This is a genomic window from Pseudomonas sp. RL_5y_Pfl2_69 (assembly GCF_963970465.1).
Classification (GTDB): domain Bacteria; phylum Pseudomonadota; class Gammaproteobacteria; order Pseudomonadales; family Pseudomonadaceae; genus Aquipseudomonas.
Genome location: NZ_CAXAOU010000005.1, coordinates 134,048 through 150,997 on the forward strand (window position 1 = coordinate 134,048; position 16,950 = coordinate 150,997).

A 16,950-nucleotide genomic window follows, 5' to 3' on the forward strand; every position below is an offset into this window, starting at 1 on the left:
AAGTCACTGGCCTTGGGTTACGCAATCCACTTGCGATCCCCGGTAAAGCTGATGGTCAGCCAGCGGGCACTGTCAGCAGCCCCCAGTAGTTCGGATATTTCTTCGCGCAACGCATCGAGTGTCTTCACGCTGGTCAGTGGATAACCCGCTGGCAGCACGATATGAATCTCGATAAATCGCGCCCGTCCATGCTTCTGCACGTAGGTTTTGTAGCCTTCAAACCCATGGCGTGCCGACATGTCTTCGAGCACGTCGCGTACCTTGTCGTCGAGTCTGTCCGGGGCTATCCCCAGGACGTCACGCAAGGCCGGCTTGAGGATCTTGAACGCCGGGGCCAGCATGCTCAGGGCCAGCAAAATCAGGATCGCCGGGTCAACGTAGGCCGCCCACTGTGCATAACCCTGCTGCTTGAGCACCAGCGCCGTGACGAAACTTATCAACAGCCCCACCGACAGCATGGCGTCCACCAGCCAGCTGATGTTGTCGAACTGGATCAGGGTGGACTTGAGCTTGCGGTTTTTGCGCCGCACCCAGAAGTAGTACGCAAATTCGATCACGGTAAACACCGCTGCGTAGACAATCACCATCCCCAGCTCGATGTCGCGCCCGCCATTGATGATGCCGAACACACCGTTCAGAAAGGCATAGATCGCAATCAACAGCAGGAAGCTGCCTTCGATCAGCAGCACCATGGGCTCCAGGTGCCAGAAGCCGAACTGGAAACGCTGGTTGCTTTCCTTGGCGATCAGCTGCGCCGTAATCAGCATCAGTACTTTGATAAAGGTGGCGATCAAAGAGAAGAATCCATCGAACATGATGGATTCAGAACCCGAAATAAAACCCGTCGCAATGCCCGCAATGGCCACCGCGAACATTAATACAGTCGATTGTTTGAGCAGTTTCTGCTCACCACGGTTACTCACAAAAACTCCTTTTCAGCCCGATTGAATGCGACCCCCTCAGGAGGTCGCAGGTGGGCTGCCAGGCGTGAGTTTACTACTTGGCGTGGCGCTCGATGGCAAAACCGCTCCAGGACTGCGTGACGGGCATCAGCTCAAGGCGGTTGATGTTGATGTGGGCCGGGGTGTTGAGCACCCAGAAAATGGTCTCGGCGATGTCTTGGGGCTGAATCGGCTCAGCACCCTGGTAGGTCGCATCGTAACGTTCCTTGTCGCCACCGAAGCGCACCATGGAGAACTCGCTCTCGCACAGGCCTGGCTCTACGTTGCTGACCCGCACACCCGTGCCCTGCAAGTCGCAACGCAGGTTCAGGGAGAACTGTTTGACGAAGGCCTTAGTGCCGCCATACACGTGGCTGCCAGGGTACGGATAGCTGCCGGCGATGGAACCCAGGTTGACGATCCCGGCACCGCGGCCGTAGGCGATCAGTCGTGGCAGCAGCAGGCGGGTGGTGTAGAGCAGGCCCTTGATGTTGGTGTCGACCATGGTTTCCCAGTCGTCGAGGTCACACTTGGGCGCCGGGTCAGTGCCCAGGGCCAGGCCCGCATTGTTGATAAGCCCGCGCAACTTGCTGAACGAAGGCGGCAGACCGGCAATCGCGGCCTCCATCGCGACACGGTCACGCACGTCCACCACCAGGCCGTGGACCTCGGTCTGCTTGGACAACTCTTCGCACAGGGCTTTCAATCGATCTTCGCGCCGACCCGTCAGCACCAGTTTCCAGCCTGCTTGTGCAAACTTGCGCGCACACGCCTCACCAAATCCGGAAGTCGCGCCCGTAATAAACAGGGTGGAAGTCATCGTGTTCTCCTTGGCTGGCGGGCATCGGCCGCCGTTGAATTGGACGTTGAGCAGAATGCCCCGGCTGACGTTCAGCGGCAACCCGTCGTGCATCCAGGTCGAAGCTGTACAAAAAACGATCAGCCGCCGGTAAGCCACTGTGCATAAGGGCTGGAGCCATATGCACTCACCTTATCCACAGGCCCGTCCACAGTCTTTGGGTGTAAGTCGAAAATACTCAAAGCCACAGTCCACAAGGGATAGAGCACAGGAAAAGGTGTTTTTGACTTGACCTGGACACGCCCCACATGCAGGCGCCCCAAAAAGGTGCAACCCAGGGAAACCCTGCAGATAGCCAGAGGCCAGTAATTACACCGCCTAGCGCATTCTTTCCAGAGTTTAACCACAGACTTATCCACAGGTTAGTCATTATTTCCGGTCGCTCTTTATAACCAAACAAACCTGTTGACAAATCACCTGGGGAGCCAGGTAAAAAGCACTGATCAAAAAACAACCACATCTCCACAGGCCTTGTAAATAAAGGCCTGCAGCCAACTACTCCCACGTTACCCACAGCCACCTCCACAGCAAACGGGGACAAGTCAAAATGATGACAAAACAGGGGATTACAGCGGCTTTATGTCGCGGTTTCACAGAGTTGAAATATTGTTTTCCACAATTTGGGGCGGGGGTTGTGCGGGAAGAAAATTGTCTGACAAAAGACATGTGGGAGCGGGCTTGCTCGCGATGGCCTCGACGCGGTACTTCAGAAAAACCGCAGCGCTACCATCGCGGGCAAGCCCGCTCCCACAGAGAGGTGTGAAATGCCTGTTAATGCCCGCCCAAATAAGCGTTACGCACCTCCTCGTTACTCAGCAGCTCCTTGCCGGTGCCGGTCAGGCGGATTTCACCGTTGACCATTACATAGGCGCGATCGGACAAACGCAAAGCGTGGTTGGCGTTCTGCTCGACCAGGAAGATGGTCATACCCGTTGTGGCCAGTTCGCGCAGGGTGGCAAAAATCTGTTTCACCACGATGGGCGCCAACCCCAGGCTGGGCTCATCCAGTAATAACAACTTGGGACGGCTCATCAATGCCCGGGCGATCGCAAGCATTTGCTGCTCGCCGCCCGACATGGTCATGGCCCGCTGGTTACGCCGCTCCTTGAGCCTGGGAAACAACTCGAACATGCGCTGCATGTCTTCGTCGGCATGCTTGTCGCCAATGGGGATGGTGCCCATCAGCAGGTTTTCTTCCACAGACATGTCCGGAAACACGCGACGGCCTTCGGGCGACTGGGCGATGCCGTTGGAGGCAATGTAGTGCGAGGACTTGTGAGTGATGTCCACGCCCTGGTAGATGATTTGCCCGCCGCTGGCACGGGGCTGGCCAAAAATCGACATCAGCAGCGTGGATTTGCCCGCGCCGTTGGAGCCAATCAGGCTCACGGTCTCGCCCTCTTCAATATGCATCGACACTTTTTTCAACGCCTGGATCGGCCCGTAGTGAACATCCAGTTCCTTGAGTTCGAGGATCGTGCTCGTCATATCAGCTCCTCTTCGTCTGCGCCGAGGTAGGCAGCAATCACTTTCGGGTCGTTACGAATAGCGTCAGGCCCGCCCTCGGCAATCACGTTCCCGTGGTCGAGCACCACGATGTGATCGGAAATACTCATGACCATGCCCATGTCGTGCTCGATCAGCACCACGGTCAGGTCGTGTTCGTCGCGCAACAGGCGAATCATCGCGCTCAACGCTTCGGTTTCCTGCGGGTTGAGGCCAGCCGCCGGTTCATCGAGACAGATGATTTGCGGGCGGGTACACATGGCCCGCGCAATCTCCAGCCGCCGCTGCTGACCGTAGGACAACTCGCCAGCCAAACGGTTGGCGCAGTCCACCAGATCGACCACCTCCAGCCAGTAGAACGCGTGGTCCAGCGCATCGCTTTCGGCCTTGCGGTAGCCCTTGGTGTTGAGGATACCGGCGAGCATGTTGCGGTTGACCCACATGTGCTGGGCCACCAGCAGGTTTTCCAGCACCGACATTTCCTTGAACAGGCGAATGTTCTGAAAGGTGCGGGCCAGGCCTGAGCGGTTGACCAGATGAGTACCACCGAACATTTTGTAGTACAGACGACTGGCGAACGCCTTGGGCGATACGAAGTCAGTCAACTTGAACGGCTCGCCCAACAACTTGATGACGTTGGTGCGTGTGCCTCGCGCATTGAGTTCGATCTTGCCGCCACTGGCCTTGTAGAACCCGGTCAGGCAGTTGAACACGGTGGTTTTACCGGCACCGTTGGGGCCAATCAGGGCAAAGATCGAGTTGCGTTTGACCTTGAGGCTGACATCGCTCAGGGCCTTGATCCCGCCAAAGTGCATCATCAGTTTATCGACCGAGAGCACCACGTCGTCATTCAGAGTGGGTTCGTTCATGGCGCAACCCCCTTGCGTGGTGTGACCCCGACACGGCTGATGCGGATCAGGCCCCGCGGTCGCCAGATCATCATCAACACCATCAATACACCAAACAGCAGCACCCTGTATTCGGCAAAGCTGCGCAGCAGTTCAGGGGCCACGGTCAGCACGAACGCAGCGATCACCACGCCCACCGTCGAACCCATGCCGCCGAGCACCACAATGGCGAGGATCAGTGCCGACTCGAAAAAGGTAAACGAGGACGGGTTTACAAAACCCTGATAACTGGCAAAGAACACCCCGGCCAGACCTGCAGTGGAAGCACCGATGGTGAACGCCGAGAGTTTGACCAGCACGTGGTTCAGGCCCATGGAGCGACAGGCGATTTCGTCTTCGCGCAGCGCTTCCCAGGCGCGGCCAATCGGCATGCGTGTCAGGCGGTGCTTGATGTACAGCACCAGCAGCACCACCAGAAACAGCACGATGTAGATAAACAGGAATTTGATATTGGGGTTGTAGTCCAGGCCGAAAAACTGGTGGAACGGCACCCCGCCCTCTTTGGCTACGCGGCCAAATTCCAGCCCGAGAAACGTCGGTGAAGGCACCGGCATGCCGTTGGGCCCACCGGTAAACGACAGCCAGTTATTGAGGATCAGACGAATGATTTCACCAAAGCCCAAGGTCACGATGGCCAGGTAATCCCCATGCATTCGCAATACCGGAAACCCGAGAATGCACCCCGCCATCGCCGCCGCAATGGCCGCCAGCGGCAGCACCGACCAGAAACCCAGCCCAAGGTACTGATAACCCAGCGCCAGGCCATAAGCACCGATGGCGTAGAAGGCCACGTACCCCAGGTCAAGCAAGCCCGCCAACCCGACCACGATGTTCAGCCCAAGGCCGAGCAGCACGTAGATCAGGCCGAGGATGACCACGGTCAGGATGTACTTGTTGGCAAAAAACGGGAACACGATGGCAATCACGATCAGCAGTGGCACGATCCAGCGCAGCCGCGATTTGTAATCGGGAGGCAGCACGTGTACACCAGAACCGCTGGACTCAAAGCTCTGAAGGATCTTCAAACCCTTGGACGTTTGCAGGAACAGGCTCAGGACAAACCGCCCCACCATCACAATCGCCACCAGCCAGCCAACACGCGCTGGCTGCAGGTTAAAGCTATAGCCGTCGAGCACAACCCCCACGATCGGCCCGAACACAATCAATGAAATCAACCCGGCAAGGATCGAATCGATAACGCTTTTTTTGATATCAATCGGTTTGTTAATGGCTGCAGACATACTTACACCTTCGCCACGAGAGGACGACCCAGCAGGCCTTGGGGACGGAAAATCAGAATCAGCACCAGCAGTGAGAAACTGAACACGTCCTTGTAATCCGAGTTAACCAACCCGGCAAAAAGTGACTCGGAAATACCCAGGATGATCCCGCCGAGCATGGCGCCAGGCAATGATCCAATCCCGCCGAGCACGGCAGCGGTAAACGCCTTGATGCCGATAATGAAGCCGGCATAAAAGTCGAACGTGCCGTAGTTCATGGTGATCAGCACACCGGCCAGCGCGGCCATGGCAGCACCGATCACAAACACGTAGGAAATCACCCGGTCGGTGTTAATCCCCAGGATCGACGCCATCTTGCGGTCTTGCTGGGTGGCGCGGCACATGCGGCCCAGCTTGGTGTACTTGATGATGTAGGTCAGCAGGCCCATCCCCACGAAGGCCGCGATCAGAATGAAGACTTTGGTGTAGGTGAGTTGTACAAAACCGGTGCCAATGTCCACGCGCCAGGAGCCGCTCAGCAGGGTTGGAACCCCTTGTTGGCGTGAACCCTGGGCAATTTGCACGTAGTTTTGCAGGATCAGGGAAATACCGATGGCGCTGATCAGCGGCGCCAGCCGTGTGGAGTTTCTCAGAGGTTTGTAAGCCACGCGTTCGATGACCCAGCCATACACGCCAGTCACCACAACGGTGAAAATCAAGGTACCCAACATCAGCAGCGGGAAGGATTCAATACCGAAGTATGCCAACAGAGCCAGACTGATCGCCGCGAGGTAAGCAGAGATCATGTACACCTCGCCGTGGGCGAAGTTGATCATGCCGATGATGCCGTAGACCATTGTGTAGCCGATGGCGATCAGGCCGTACACAGACCCGAGGGTCAGGCCGTTCAGCAGTTGCTGTAGGAAAATACCATCCATAACGCAATCTCACGCACTGGAGCCTTTGCGCAGACGCAAGCCATCCACGCCGTCAGAGGACAGCTTGGGTGGCAGGGTGTGTGCGACTCCTGGAAAAGAAGACAGGTGGTGCAGATACATTCCCACCTGATGCCCGCCGAAGCTGACATCAGGTGAGTGATTCATCTCACTTCTGTTTTTCCAGCTGGTGATATTTGCCGTCTTTGTCCCACTGATAAACCACGTAGTCAGAGACTTTCAGGTCGCCTTTACCGTCCCAGGTTTTTTCACCCATCACGGTTTTAACCGGGTTGGCCTTGAGCCACTTGGCGGCGTCTTCGCCTTTGTTGGATTTGGCGCCATTGAAGGCGTCAGCCAGGGCCTGGATCGAAGCGTAGGCATACAGGGTGTAGCCTTCAGGCTCGGTGCCCGCTTTGCGGAACTCTTCAACGACCGCCTTGCTGTCCGGCAGCAGGCGCGGGTCGGCGCCGAAGGTCATGTACACGCCATCGACATACTGCGGGCCACCGGCAGTGGCAACCAGTTCGTCGGTCACGATGCCATCGTCCGACATGAATTTCACATCCTTGAGACCCGCTTCACGCAGTTGGCGGACCAGAGGACCGGCTTCTGGATGCAGACCGCCGAAGTACACGACATCGGCACCGGCGCCGCGGATTTTTGTGACCAGCGCGCTGAAGTCTTTTTCACCCCGGGTCAGGCCTTCTTCCAGGATGGGTTTCACGCCGCGCTTGGTCAGCTGTGCACTGGTGGCATCGGCCAGACCTTTACCGTAGGTGTCCTTGTCGTTGATGACCGCTACTTTCTTGCCCTTGAGCACGTCGACAATGTAGTCGCCTGCAACGATGCCTTGCTGGTCATCTCGTCCGCACATACGGAACACCGCATCCAGCCCGCGCTCAGTGACCTGCGGGTTGGTCGAGCCTGGGGTGATCATGATCACACCCGCATCGGCATACACCTCGGAAGCAGGAATCGTATTCGAGGAGCAGAAGTGACCGACCACACCGATCACTTTGTCCTGATCGACCAGGCGGTTGGCCACGGCTACGGCCTGCTTGGGTTCGCAGGCATCGTCGCCGGCAACCAGCTTGATCTTCTCGCCGTTGATCCCGCCCGCCTTGTTGATTGCATCCGCAGCCGCCTGCGCACCCTTCATGTACTGCTCGCCAAATGCCGCGTTAGCGCCCGTCATGGGGCCCGCCACACCGATTTTAAGATCCGCCTGAACAAACGAAGAGACACCCAGCGCTGCTGCCACGGCGAGGGCCAGAAAACCTTTTTTGTAGAACGTCTGCGACATGAGGTGGTGCTCCTGAGGTTTTATTAGATGGCACTTCGACTTCACTTAAAGCTCAGAGCAAGCCGCGTGCCATTGGCTTTTTATTCTTGGAAAAGTCGTTCTTTTGTTGTTTTATCGACTGTTTCGAGCCCATTTTCATTGGGCGTGCAACCGTCTAAACCGAGGAAGGTGAAACCGTTAAGTTTTTGCAGGCGCAACCATTCACGACAAACGTTGCAACCGGGTTGCCCTGCATTGTGCAACCGACCTGTAACCACTTGCGTCACCGAACTGCACACTCTCGGTGCATGACTGCTACAGGCCGCACCACTAAAGGCTAGCTGCTGCGCGGCGAAACGTTGTGCCGTCCGAAAAAAAACCCGTCAGATCACAATTCTCAAACATTGGCCCGCGTGATACAGCGAGAAACCCGCTTCGTACAAACAGCTGCGCAACCCCGTTCCAGAGAGCGGCCGCATCGGCGCAAAAGGAATCGGCAAGGCCTTCGCATCGCCATTGCACAGGTAGTCGGCAAACGCTTTTCCCACCACGCTGCCCGTGGTCACGCCACGGCCGTTGTAACCCGTGACTGCCACCAAACCGGGCGCGGGCTCGAATAAACGCATCAGGTGATCGGGAGTAAACGCGATACACCCGGTCCAGGTGCACTCCCACTCCACACCCTTGAGGTACGGAAAGTAATGCTGTTGAACGCGGTCGGCCCAGGCTTTGAGAAACCACGCAGGCTTTTGATTGCCATTACCCAGGCTGCCCAACAATAAACGGCCGTCAGCATCGCGGCGGATGCTGCTCAATACCTGGCGGGTGTCCCACGAGCCCTGGCCGCCGGGCAGGATGCGTTCGGCGGTGGCATCGGTCAGCGGTTTGGAGGCGACTTGATAGTAATAACCAGGGAAAAAGTTACGTCGCAGGTCAGTCCATTCGCCTTCGGTGTAGGCATTGGACGCCAGGACCACCTGCTCAGCATTGACCGCACCCTGAGCCGTCTGCACTGACCAGCGTGTGCCCTGGCGCTCTAACCCGGTGACTGGAGAATGGTCAAACAGGCGCCCGCCCAGATCACTCGCAGCCTTGGCCAGGCCCGAGGTGTAAGCCATCGGGTTGAGTGTCCCAGCGCGCCGGTCGAGCAAGGCAGCGGCGATTTTCGGGGTGCCGGTAGCGGCTTCACAAGCAGCCCCGGTGAGCAGTTCAACCGGGGCTCCACGACGCTTCCATTGCGCTTCGCGGCTGCGCAGATCGGCTTCGCCCCGAGCGTTATGGGCCATGTGCAACGTGCCTTCGCGCCGCAGTTGGCAGTCGATCCGGTACTTGTCGATAAGGCTGAACACCAGCGCGGGCGCAGCACCGAGCATTCGATTGAGCTGACTGCCCACGGCTTCGCCGAAACCGGCTTCGATATCATCCGGAGGGATCCACATCCCGGCGTTAACCAGCCCCACGTTGCGCCCCGAACCACCGTGCCCGGTGCGATGCGCTTCGAGTACACAGACGCTTTTGCCTTGTTCAAGCAAATGGATGGCGGCGGACAGTCCGGTGATGCCAGCCCCGATCACACACACATCAACATTCAGTTCGCCCTTGAAAGTGGGCGCCTGGGGACGTTGTGGGGTGAGGTTTTCCCACAAACACTGTTCGAGTAAAGGCATTGCCAAGCTCCAGAAATGAAACCTAACGGTGATGCAATCATGGGCGCAACGGGTGTGGGAGCGGGCTTGCTCGCGATGCAGACAACCCGGTCTGGCTGGCAGACCGTAGCGATGCTATCGCGAGCAAGCCCGCTCCCACCGTATCCTCCCACCACAGGTGACTCAGGGCTTACCTCAATCGAAGGTAATCCCCTGCGCCAACGGCAGTTCCAGCGAGTAATTCACGGTATTGGTCTGGCGCCGCATGTAGCCGCGCCACGCATCCGAGCCCGACTCCCGGCCGCCACCGGTTTCTTTCTCGCCACCAAAGGCACCGCCAATCTCCGCACCGCTTGGGCCAATGTTGACGTTGGCAATCCCGCAGTCACTGCCAGTGGCCGACATGAATTGCTCGGCTTCACGCACATCGGTGGTGAAAATGCATGACGACAGGCCCTGAGGCACGGCGTTGTTCAGGCGCAAAGCCTCGGCAAAGTCGCTGTAACCGACGACGTACAGAATCGGGGCGAAGGTTTCGTCACATACCACATCGCTCTGCTCCGGCATTTCAACAATCGCCGGGGCCACGTAATAAGCACCGGGATACTGGCCAGCCAGCTGACGCTCACCCCCAAACACCCGCCCGCCTTCGCTCAAGGCCTGCTCCAGTGCGTCCTGCATGTTTTCAAAGCTGTGCTTGTCGATCAGCGGCCCCACCAGGTTGCCTTGCAGCGGGTGGCCGATTCGGACTTTGGAATAGGCGGCCTTGAGCCGGGTGACGATTTCTTCCTTGACCGATTCATGGGCGATCAGCCGGCGCAGGCTGGTGCAACGCTGACCGGCGGTGCCGACGGCGCTGAACAAAATGGCGCGTACGGCCATGTCCAGATCGGCGCTCGGGGCCAGGATCATTGCGTTGTTGCCGCCCAGCTCCAGAATGCTGCGGGCAAAGCGGGCTGCGACTACGGGTGCCACTTCACGCCCCATGCGCGTGCTGCCAGTAGCGCTGATCAGTGCTACGCGCGGGTCTTCAACCAGTGCCTGGCCCGCATCACGACCGCCGATAATCACTTGGGCCAGGTACTTGGGGGCGTCGGTAAATGAATTCAGGACCCGATCAAACAACGCCTGGCAAGCCAGCGCGGTGAGCGGGGTTTTCTCGGACGGCTTCCAGATCACGGCGTTGCCGCACACCAGCGCCAGCGTGGTATTCCACGCCCAGACGGCCACCGGGAAGTTGAATGCGCTGATCACCCCAACCACACCCAACGGATGCCAGGACTCACGCATATGGTGGCCCGGACGCTCGGAGGCGATGGTCAAACCGTACAGCTGGCGCGACAGACCGACGGCGAAGTCGCAGATGTCGATCATTTCCTGCACTTCGCCCAGGCCTTCCTGGGTGATTTTGCCCGCTTCCCACGACACCAGCTCGCCGAGGTCAGCCTTGTACTCACGCAGCAAATCGCCGAACTGGCGCACCAGCTCACCACGGCGCGGGGCCGGCACCTTGCGCCAGGCCTCGAAGGCGTGCTCGGCGCGGGTCACGTGCTGCTCGGTTTCGGCACCACCTTCCCAGTGAACGGCACCTATCTGGCTGCCATCAATCGGCGTGTAAACCGGCTGATTGCCCTGTTGGTACAGCGCGGGGTTTACACCCAGACGATCCAGTAATGCAGCGACCATTGAAGGCACTCCTTGAACGTGAAAAAGATAATTCGCAGGCCAGTAGTTGTAGCTGGGTCCCATGAAGGCAACAAACGACCTTTAAGCGAGATATCATTCCGAAAATTCATGCTGGGTTGGTAACCTTGCCTGACAACAAGAATTAGGGGCCTTTCATGCTCAACAAGCGCCATCTACCCTCGATCACGGCCTTGCAGTGTTTTGAGGCCGTCACGCGCCATCTGAGCTTCACCCGCGCCGCCGAAGAACTGAACCTGACCCAGAGCGCGGTCAGCAAGCAGGTCGCGCAGTTGGAGGAGCTGCTGCAGCACCTGCTGTTTCGCCGGGTGCGACGCCGTTTGCAACTGACGCCCGCAGGTGATTTGTATCTGGTAGAAGTCCGAAAAATCCTGACCCAGATCGAAATGTCGACCCATACCCTGCGCTCCTATGGTGGCGAAACGGAGGTCTTGCGGGTCTCGACGCCATCAACCTTTGGTGCCCGCTGGCTGGTGCCACGACTCAAGGGCTGGGGCATACGCCATCCGCACATCCATCTGGACCTGTGCAACGAGCAGCAAGGCGACGATCTGCTTCAAGGGCGCAGCGATCTGGCGTTTTATTTCGGCCAGGGTTCACGGCCTGGCACCGAAAGCCTGAAGCTGTTTGGTGAAGAACTGGTCGCCGTGTGTGCGCCCGCGAGCCTGCCGAGCACTGCCCTCACCGATCCGACCCAACTGACCGATCTGGTGCTGCTGCAGAACGCCTCTCGGCCCCAGGCCTGGCACGAATGGTTTGAGCATCAGGGCTTTTGCACCGACCACAGCTATCACGGGCCGCGCTTTGACACCTTTTATATGTGCATCCGTGCGGCGCAAGTAGGGTGTGGCGTAGCCTTGCTACCCAGATTTCTGGTGGAAGAGGAATTGGCCGACGGCAAACTGGTCATCGCCTGGCAGCACCTGATGCCGAGTCGCGACTCGTATTACCTGGCGTATCCTGAGCATTCGGCAGGCGTGCCCAAGGTGCGCGAGTTTGTGAGCTGGATGATGGAGCAACTGAATGACCCGTAATCCTGTAGTCGCTGCCGCAGGCTGCGATAATGGCTGCAAGCCCTTTAAAAACCAGGGTAGCTGCGCAACCCATCGCAGCCTGCGGCAGCGACTACAGAGATCCACCTCGTTTCATTCTTAAAAACCGCTGGCAAAACCGCCCGCGGATATGCGCCACTAGCGCCATTCATTGAAAAAGCTGAACACCGTGGCAAAAAGGCACGGGCAGCATGGAGATTGCCGCTATGAGCGAGAGTGTATTTGCCGATCGCATCGTGCAGAACCTGCTCGACACCGACTTCTACAAATTGACCATGATGCAGGCGGTGCTGCACAACTACCCCAACGTTGAAGTCGAATGGGAATTCCGCTGCCGCAACAGTGAGGATTTACGCCCGTACCTCAACGAAATTCGCCACCAGATCGAACGCCTGGGCGAGCTGAGCATGACTCAGGACCAGTTGGGGTTCCTGGAGCGAATCACGTTTATGAAGCCCGACTTCATACGCTTTCTGGGCCTGTTTCGCTTCAATATGCGCTACGTACACACCGGCATCGAAAACGGCGAGCTGGTTATCCGCCTGCGTGGGCCGTGGCTGCATGTGATTTTGTTTGAAGTGCCGATGCTGGCGATTGTCAGTGAAGTCCGTAACCGCTCGCGTTATGCAGGCACCGTGCTGTCCCAGGCTCGCGAGCAGCTGTATCGCAAGTTCGACTGGCTGCAGGCCAACGCCAGTACCGAAGAATTGTCTGAGTTGCAGGTCGCCGATTTCGGTACTCGTCGACGTTTCTCGTACCGAGTGCAGGAAGAAGTCGTCAACGTGCTCAAGCATGACTTCCCCGGGCGCTTTGTTGGTACCAGCAACGTCAACTTGTCCCGCGAGCTGGGCATGAAGCCCCTGGGCACCATGGCCCACGAGTGGATCATGGCCCATCAGCAACTGGGTCCACGGCTGATCGACAGCCAAAGCGCAGCGCTCGATTGCTGGGTGCGCGAGTACCGCGGGCTACTGGGCATTGCCCTGACGGACTGCATCACCACCGATGCCTTTCTGAAAGATTTTGATCTGTACTTCGCCAAGCTGTTCGACGGCTTGCGCCACGACTCGGGCGACCCGGTGGTGTGGGCCGAAAAATGCATAGCCCACTACCACAAGCTGGGCATTGATCCGATGAGCAAGACCCTGGTGTTCTCCGACAGCCTGACCCTGCCCCGCGCGCTGGAGATTTTCCGGGCACTGCGCGGCAGGATCAACGTCAGCTTCGGTATCGGCACCAACCTGACCTGCGACATTCCGGGTGTTGAGCCGATGAGCATCGTGCTTAAAATGACCGCCTGTAATGGCTCGCCAGTGGCCAAGATCTCGGATGAGCCGGGCAAGACCCATTGCTCGGACCCAAACTTCGCCGCCTATTTGCGCCACGTTTTCCAAGTTCCTGAACAGTCTTCCAAGGAGTGAATCATGCAGGCCGTACAGCGTCAGATTGCTGAAGACCTCAAGGTCCAGCCGCCGTTTAAAGACCTCTCGGCCCTTGAGGCCGAGGTCGCCCGACGCATCACTTTTATTCAGTGCTGCCTGCACAATGCCAGGCTCAAGACCCTGGTGCTGGGCATCAGCGGCGGGGTCGATTCACTGACCGCAGGGCTGATGGCACAACGGGCAGTCCAGCAGTTGCGCGAGCAGACCGGCGACCCGTCCTATCGATTCATTGCCGTGCGCTTGCCTTACGGCGTGCAGCACGACGAAGTCGACGCCACGGCGGCTGTGGACTTCATCAATCCGGACGAGCGCCAGACCGTCAACATCGGCCCTGCGGTCAAAGCCCTGGCGGCTGAAGTCACGGCCTTTGAAGGCAAGCCCCCGGCCACCGTTGATTTTGTGCTGGGCAATACCAAGGCGCGGATGCGCATGGTGGCGCAGTACACCATCGCCGGCGCAACGGGCGGGCTGGTGATCGGCACTGACCATGCAGCGGAAGCGGTGATGGGTTTCTTCACCAAATTCGGTGATGGTTCCTGCGATCTGGCGCCGCTCAGCGGGCTGGTCAAGCATCAGGTGCGGGCTATTGCCCGGCATTTTGGAGCCCCGGAATCGCTGGTCGAAAAAGTCCCGACTGCCGACCTTGAAGACCTGGAGCCGGGCAAGCCTGATGAAGCCTCCCACGGCGTGACCTATGCCGAGATCGATGCCTTTTTGCATGGTCAACCGGTGAGCGAAGAGGCGTTCAGGATCATCAGCAGTACGTACGAAAAAACCCATCACAAGCGTGAGATGCCGTTCGCACCTTAAACGCTGCAGGAGCAGGCTTGCTCGCGACAGGATCACCTCGGTTTGCCTGACAAATCGCGGCGCCTGCATCGCGAGCAAGCCCGCTCCCACCGGGTTTCATCAAAGGCAGTACGAAAAAACGGAATGAACCCCGCATTTTTTTTCGCTTGTGGCTCCCGCACTCAAAGGCTTTGATAAGCGTCTATTTCGTCGCCAGAGCCCTGCCCCATGTCTTCTTTCGATGGTTTGTTCTCACTTGTCGATTCTTTGCTCGGTCAACCGGCATCCGGTTGGCTGCGCAAGCATGTCGAGGTGCCCGAAGGCCTGCTGCGCTTCAGTTGGCATGAGCAGGCGCTGCACCGGGCCTGGCTTGCCGAAGCGCTGAACCTGTGCCTGCTGCACAAGCTGGTAGAGGCCGTGCCGGATGGCCGACGCTATGTGGAAGAACAGGCCCGGCAAGGTCGCAAAGTGGTGTTCGACCACGGCGCCATTCGCACGGTGGACTGGCCCGAAAACGGAGAGTTACCTCGTGGTCGTCAGGCATTTTCGCGTTTGCTGGAGCCGCTAGGCTTTACTGACGTGCGAACTTATCCACTGACCAAACTGAACATGACCGGCTGGGGCTACAGACAAATGGACCTGCCCGAGGACATCGCCCAGTTCTTTGTCTCGGAACTGCACCCCGGCCGTTTTAGCGAGGCGTTTCAACAGGCCGTTACACGGGTGGTCGGCGCAAGCCTCGATCCGCTGCAAGCCGAACACCAAAGCATCCTCAAACGCCTTAGCCTCACCCGCCATTGCAGCCTGAGTGAAGCGCACACGTTATTGCCGGCGCTGTATGAGGCATTCGGTCGCCAACATGGGGTGGTGCATGAAGGGGATTACCAGTGCCTGCTCAATGAAAGTGCCGAAATGGCCTGGATTGCCACTGAGGGCAACAGTTTCAACCACCTGACCGACCGGGTTGTGGATCTGCAAGCCTGCGTCGCGCAACAACGCGACCTGCAACGCCCCATGAAAGACAGCATTGAAGTGTCGGCCTCGGGGCGAGTGATGCAAACCGCGTATCGCGCCTGTACGGTCAGTCGCGGCCTGGTCGATGCAACAGGGGTTTACCGCGAGCACGCAGTGCCTGGCTCGTTTGTGGAGTTTATCCAGCGCGAAGTCGACCCTGACACTGGCCGGATCGACCTGAACTTCGACAGCAGCAACGCCCAGGGCATTTTCAAGATGACCGACTCAAAGGCCTGAATGCAAACAGCCCTGACGGCGCATGGCACGTCAGGGCTGTTAGTGGGCTCGCGGAGTCTTATTTAAGAACCACAGCGCCTTTCATCATCGAGTTGTGGCCCGGGAAGGTGCAGAAGAATTCATATTCTTCGCCTGCCTTGAGCTTGGCCACGTCGAAGGTCACAGAGTCTTTCTCGCCGGCGCCGATCACTTTGGTGTGGGCGATTACGCGCTCGTCACCGTCCTTGAGGTAGTTTTTATCCAGACCGGCAGCAATACCGTCGGTGGAAACTGCCTGCATGTCTGCCTTTTTGCTCAAGACCCAGTTATGGCCCATGACGTTTTTCGGCAAGTTGCCGGAGTGCGTCAGGTTAACGGTGAACGTCTTGCAGGACTTGTCGATGACGATCTCTTTCGTGTTGTAAGACATTTGGTCAGTCGAATCGACAGTCACAGCGCACTCAGCCGCCAGCAAATGGCCGCTGGCCAGCGTCAAAAGGGATACCGCAACAACTTTGGCAAACATGGTCTATCTCCAAGGCAGGGTATGAAAAACTAAAATCTGTATACAGATTGCCTGAAAATTGTCTCGATTCATATGATCTGCGTCATGGTCTATCGCCGCGATCGAGAGAATCCATCCCAAAATGGACTTCAGGCCTATAACCTTAGGTCATCATTTTGAATATTGGGGAATAAGTAATGGGACTTCCTGCATTGATAACCAGCTTGCTCGCCACGTACGCCTGTGGCGCTTGCGGCCATGACCGCCTCTGCTCCGAGATTTAATCCACAACAGGCTTTTGGGTGGGTGTAGAGTCGTATTTTTAGCGCAAAGTACAACCTTGCAAAAACCCAGCTAACGGCTAAGCACTAATACAGGGCAGAATACGCGCCGCTTAACCTCACCTTCGACCCCAAGAGGATCGCCCATGGCCAAACCAAACTATAACTTCGCTAAGCGTCAAAGAGACTTGGCTAAAGAGCAGAAGAAAGAGGAAAAGGCTGCACGCAAGAAAGCGGCGGCTGAAGGCGGCATCGTAGACACCGAGCTGGACCAGGACGTCGACACCGAAAATGAAGGCGCCGCAGAAGATACCGGCGCTACAGAAGATAAAGCTCCAACCGCTTGAGCCCTACCTAGGCCCGGTTATCCACAACCCGGCCCACAGGATCTGTGATCAGGATCAGCAGCCCGGCTGTTGATCCTCGCAGTTAGCCTGCTGCCCTCTCAGACGCTTCAAACCTCATCCCCTTACTCTGCGACAGCGAACAGCCTACAAACCCGTGGCAGGCTTCTCAGCGCGCAGAAAGCACAACGCCAGCCCGAAGGCTGGCGTTGGCACTTTGTGGGAGCGGGCTTGCTCGCGATGCAGCCAACTCGGTCTGTCTGTCAGAGAGAGGTGGTGCAATCGCGAGCAAGCCCGCTCCCA

At 57.9% G+C, this 16,950-nt stretch carries 16 protein-coding genes; 5 read left to right on the forward strand and 11 right to left on the reverse strand.

Features of this window, described 5'->3' with window-relative positions:
- Positions 1–17 precede the first annotated feature (17 nt).
- From AACY07_RS10835 to amaB, 10 genes are all read right to left on the reverse strand, one after another.
- Complete coding sequence (locus AACY07_RS10835) at positions 18–923, reverse strand: cation diffusion facilitator family transporter (RefSeq protein ID WP_326427486.1); 906 nt, start codon at positions 921–923, stop codon at positions 18–20.
- Positions 924–996: 73 nt separating this feature from the next.
- Entirely contained in the window at positions 997–1,761 is a 765-nt protein-coding gene (locus AACY07_RS10840; RefSeq protein ID WP_339474786.1) for an SDR family oxidoreductase, read from the reverse strand.
- A gap of 810 nt (positions 1,762–2,571) precedes the next feature.
- Positions 2,572–3,288, reverse strand: a complete 717-nt coding sequence (locus AACY07_RS10845) for an ABC transporter ATP-binding protein (protein WP_019826195.1) — start codon at positions 3,286–3,288, stop codon at positions 2,572–2,574.
- The gene (locus tag AACY07_RS10850; protein ID WP_339474788.1) at positions 3,285–4,175 is read right to left on the reverse strand and encodes an ABC transporter ATP-binding protein; all 891 of its coding nucleotides are present in this window, start codon (positions 4,173–4,175) and stop codon (positions 3,285–3,287) included. Before AACY07_RS10850 ends, AACY07_RS10845 begins: the two co-directional genes overlap by 4 nt.
- Positions 4,172–5,455, reverse strand: coding sequence for a high-affinity branched-chain amino acid ABC transporter permease LivM (livM, locus tag AACY07_RS10855; RefSeq protein ID WP_133076619.1), 1,284 nt, complete (start codon positions 5,453–5,455; stop codon positions 4,172–4,174). Before livM ends, AACY07_RS10850 begins: the two co-directional genes overlap by 4 nt.
- 2 nt (positions 5,456–5,457) lie before the next feature.
- Positions 5,458–6,372, reverse strand: a complete 915-nt coding sequence (locus AACY07_RS10860; RefSeq protein ID WP_048360308.1) for an ABC transporter permease subunit — start codon at positions 6,370–6,372, stop codon at positions 5,458–5,460.
- 9 nt (positions 6,373–6,381) lie between these two features.
- On the reverse strand, positions 6,382–6,537 hold the full coding sequence (locus tag AACY07_RS10865; RefSeq protein ID WP_339474790.1) for a hypothetical protein: 156 nt from the start codon (positions 6,535–6,537) through the stop codon (positions 6,382–6,384).
- Between the two features lies 1 nt (position 6,538).
- Positions 6,539–7,675 (reverse strand): branched-chain amino acid ABC transporter substrate-binding protein, encoded by a 1,137-nt coding sequence (locus AACY07_RS10870; protein WP_339474791.1) that lies wholly within the window; start codon positions 7,673–7,675, stop codon positions 6,539–6,541.
- Between the two features lie 362 nt (positions 7,676–8,037).
- Positions 8,038–9,321, reverse strand: a complete 1,284-nt coding sequence (gene amaA, locus AACY07_RS10875; protein WP_326427488.1) for an L-pipecolate oxidase — start codon at positions 9,319–9,321, stop codon at positions 8,038–8,040.
- Positions 9,322–9,495: 174 nt separating this feature from the next.
- Positions 9,496–10,986, reverse strand: a complete 1,491-nt coding sequence (gene amaB / locus AACY07_RS10880; RefSeq protein ID WP_339474792.1) for an L-piperidine-6-carboxylate dehydrogenase — start codon at positions 10,984–10,986, stop codon at positions 9,496–9,498.
- A 155-nt stretch (positions 10,987–11,141) separates the two neighbouring features.
- Here amaB and AACY07_RS10885 point away from each other — a divergent pair, with 155 nt between their 5' ends.
- From AACY07_RS10885 to AACY07_RS10900, 4 genes are all read left to right on the forward strand, one after another.
- Positions 11,142–12,038 carry a LysR family transcriptional regulator gene (locus AACY07_RS10885; RefSeq protein ID WP_339474793.1) on the forward strand — a complete coding sequence of 299 codons (897 nt, stop codon included), beginning with the start codon at positions 11,142–11,144 and terminating at the stop codon, positions 12,036–12,038.
- 224 nt (positions 12,039–12,262) lie between these two features.
- Positions 12,263–13,477, forward strand: coding sequence for a nicotinate phosphoribosyltransferase (gene pncB / locus AACY07_RS10890; RefSeq protein WP_339474794.1), 1,215 nt, complete (start codon positions 12,263–12,265; stop codon positions 13,475–13,477).
- 3 nt (positions 13,478–13,480) lie between these two features.
- Positions 13,481–14,308 carry an ammonia-dependent NAD(+) synthetase gene (gene nadE, locus AACY07_RS10895; RefSeq protein ID WP_019826210.1) on the forward strand — a complete coding sequence of 276 codons (828 nt, stop codon included), beginning with the start codon at positions 13,481–13,483 and terminating at the stop codon, positions 14,306–14,308.
- A gap of 207 nt (positions 14,309–14,515) precedes the next feature.
- Entirely contained in the window at positions 14,516–15,538 is a 1,023-nt protein-coding gene (locus tag AACY07_RS10900) for a DUF1338 domain-containing protein (protein ID WP_339474796.1), read from the forward strand.
- Positions 15,539–15,596: 58 nt separating this feature from the next.
- Here AACY07_RS10900 and azu read toward each other — a convergent pair whose 3' ends face one another.
- The gene (gene azu / locus AACY07_RS10905) at positions 15,597–16,043 is read right to left on the reverse strand and encodes an azurin (RefSeq protein WP_016783322.1); all 447 of its coding nucleotides are present in this window, start codon (positions 16,041–16,043) and stop codon (positions 15,597–15,599) included.
- 406 nt (positions 16,044–16,449) lie between these two features.
- Between azu and AACY07_RS10910 the strand changes: the two genes are divergently transcribed.
- Positions 16,450–16,650 carry a hypothetical protein gene (locus tag AACY07_RS10910; protein WP_133076627.1) on the forward strand — a complete coding sequence of 67 codons (201 nt, stop codon included), beginning with the start codon at positions 16,450–16,452 and terminating at the stop codon, positions 16,648–16,650.
- Positions 16,651–16,950: the final 300 nt, after the last annotated feature.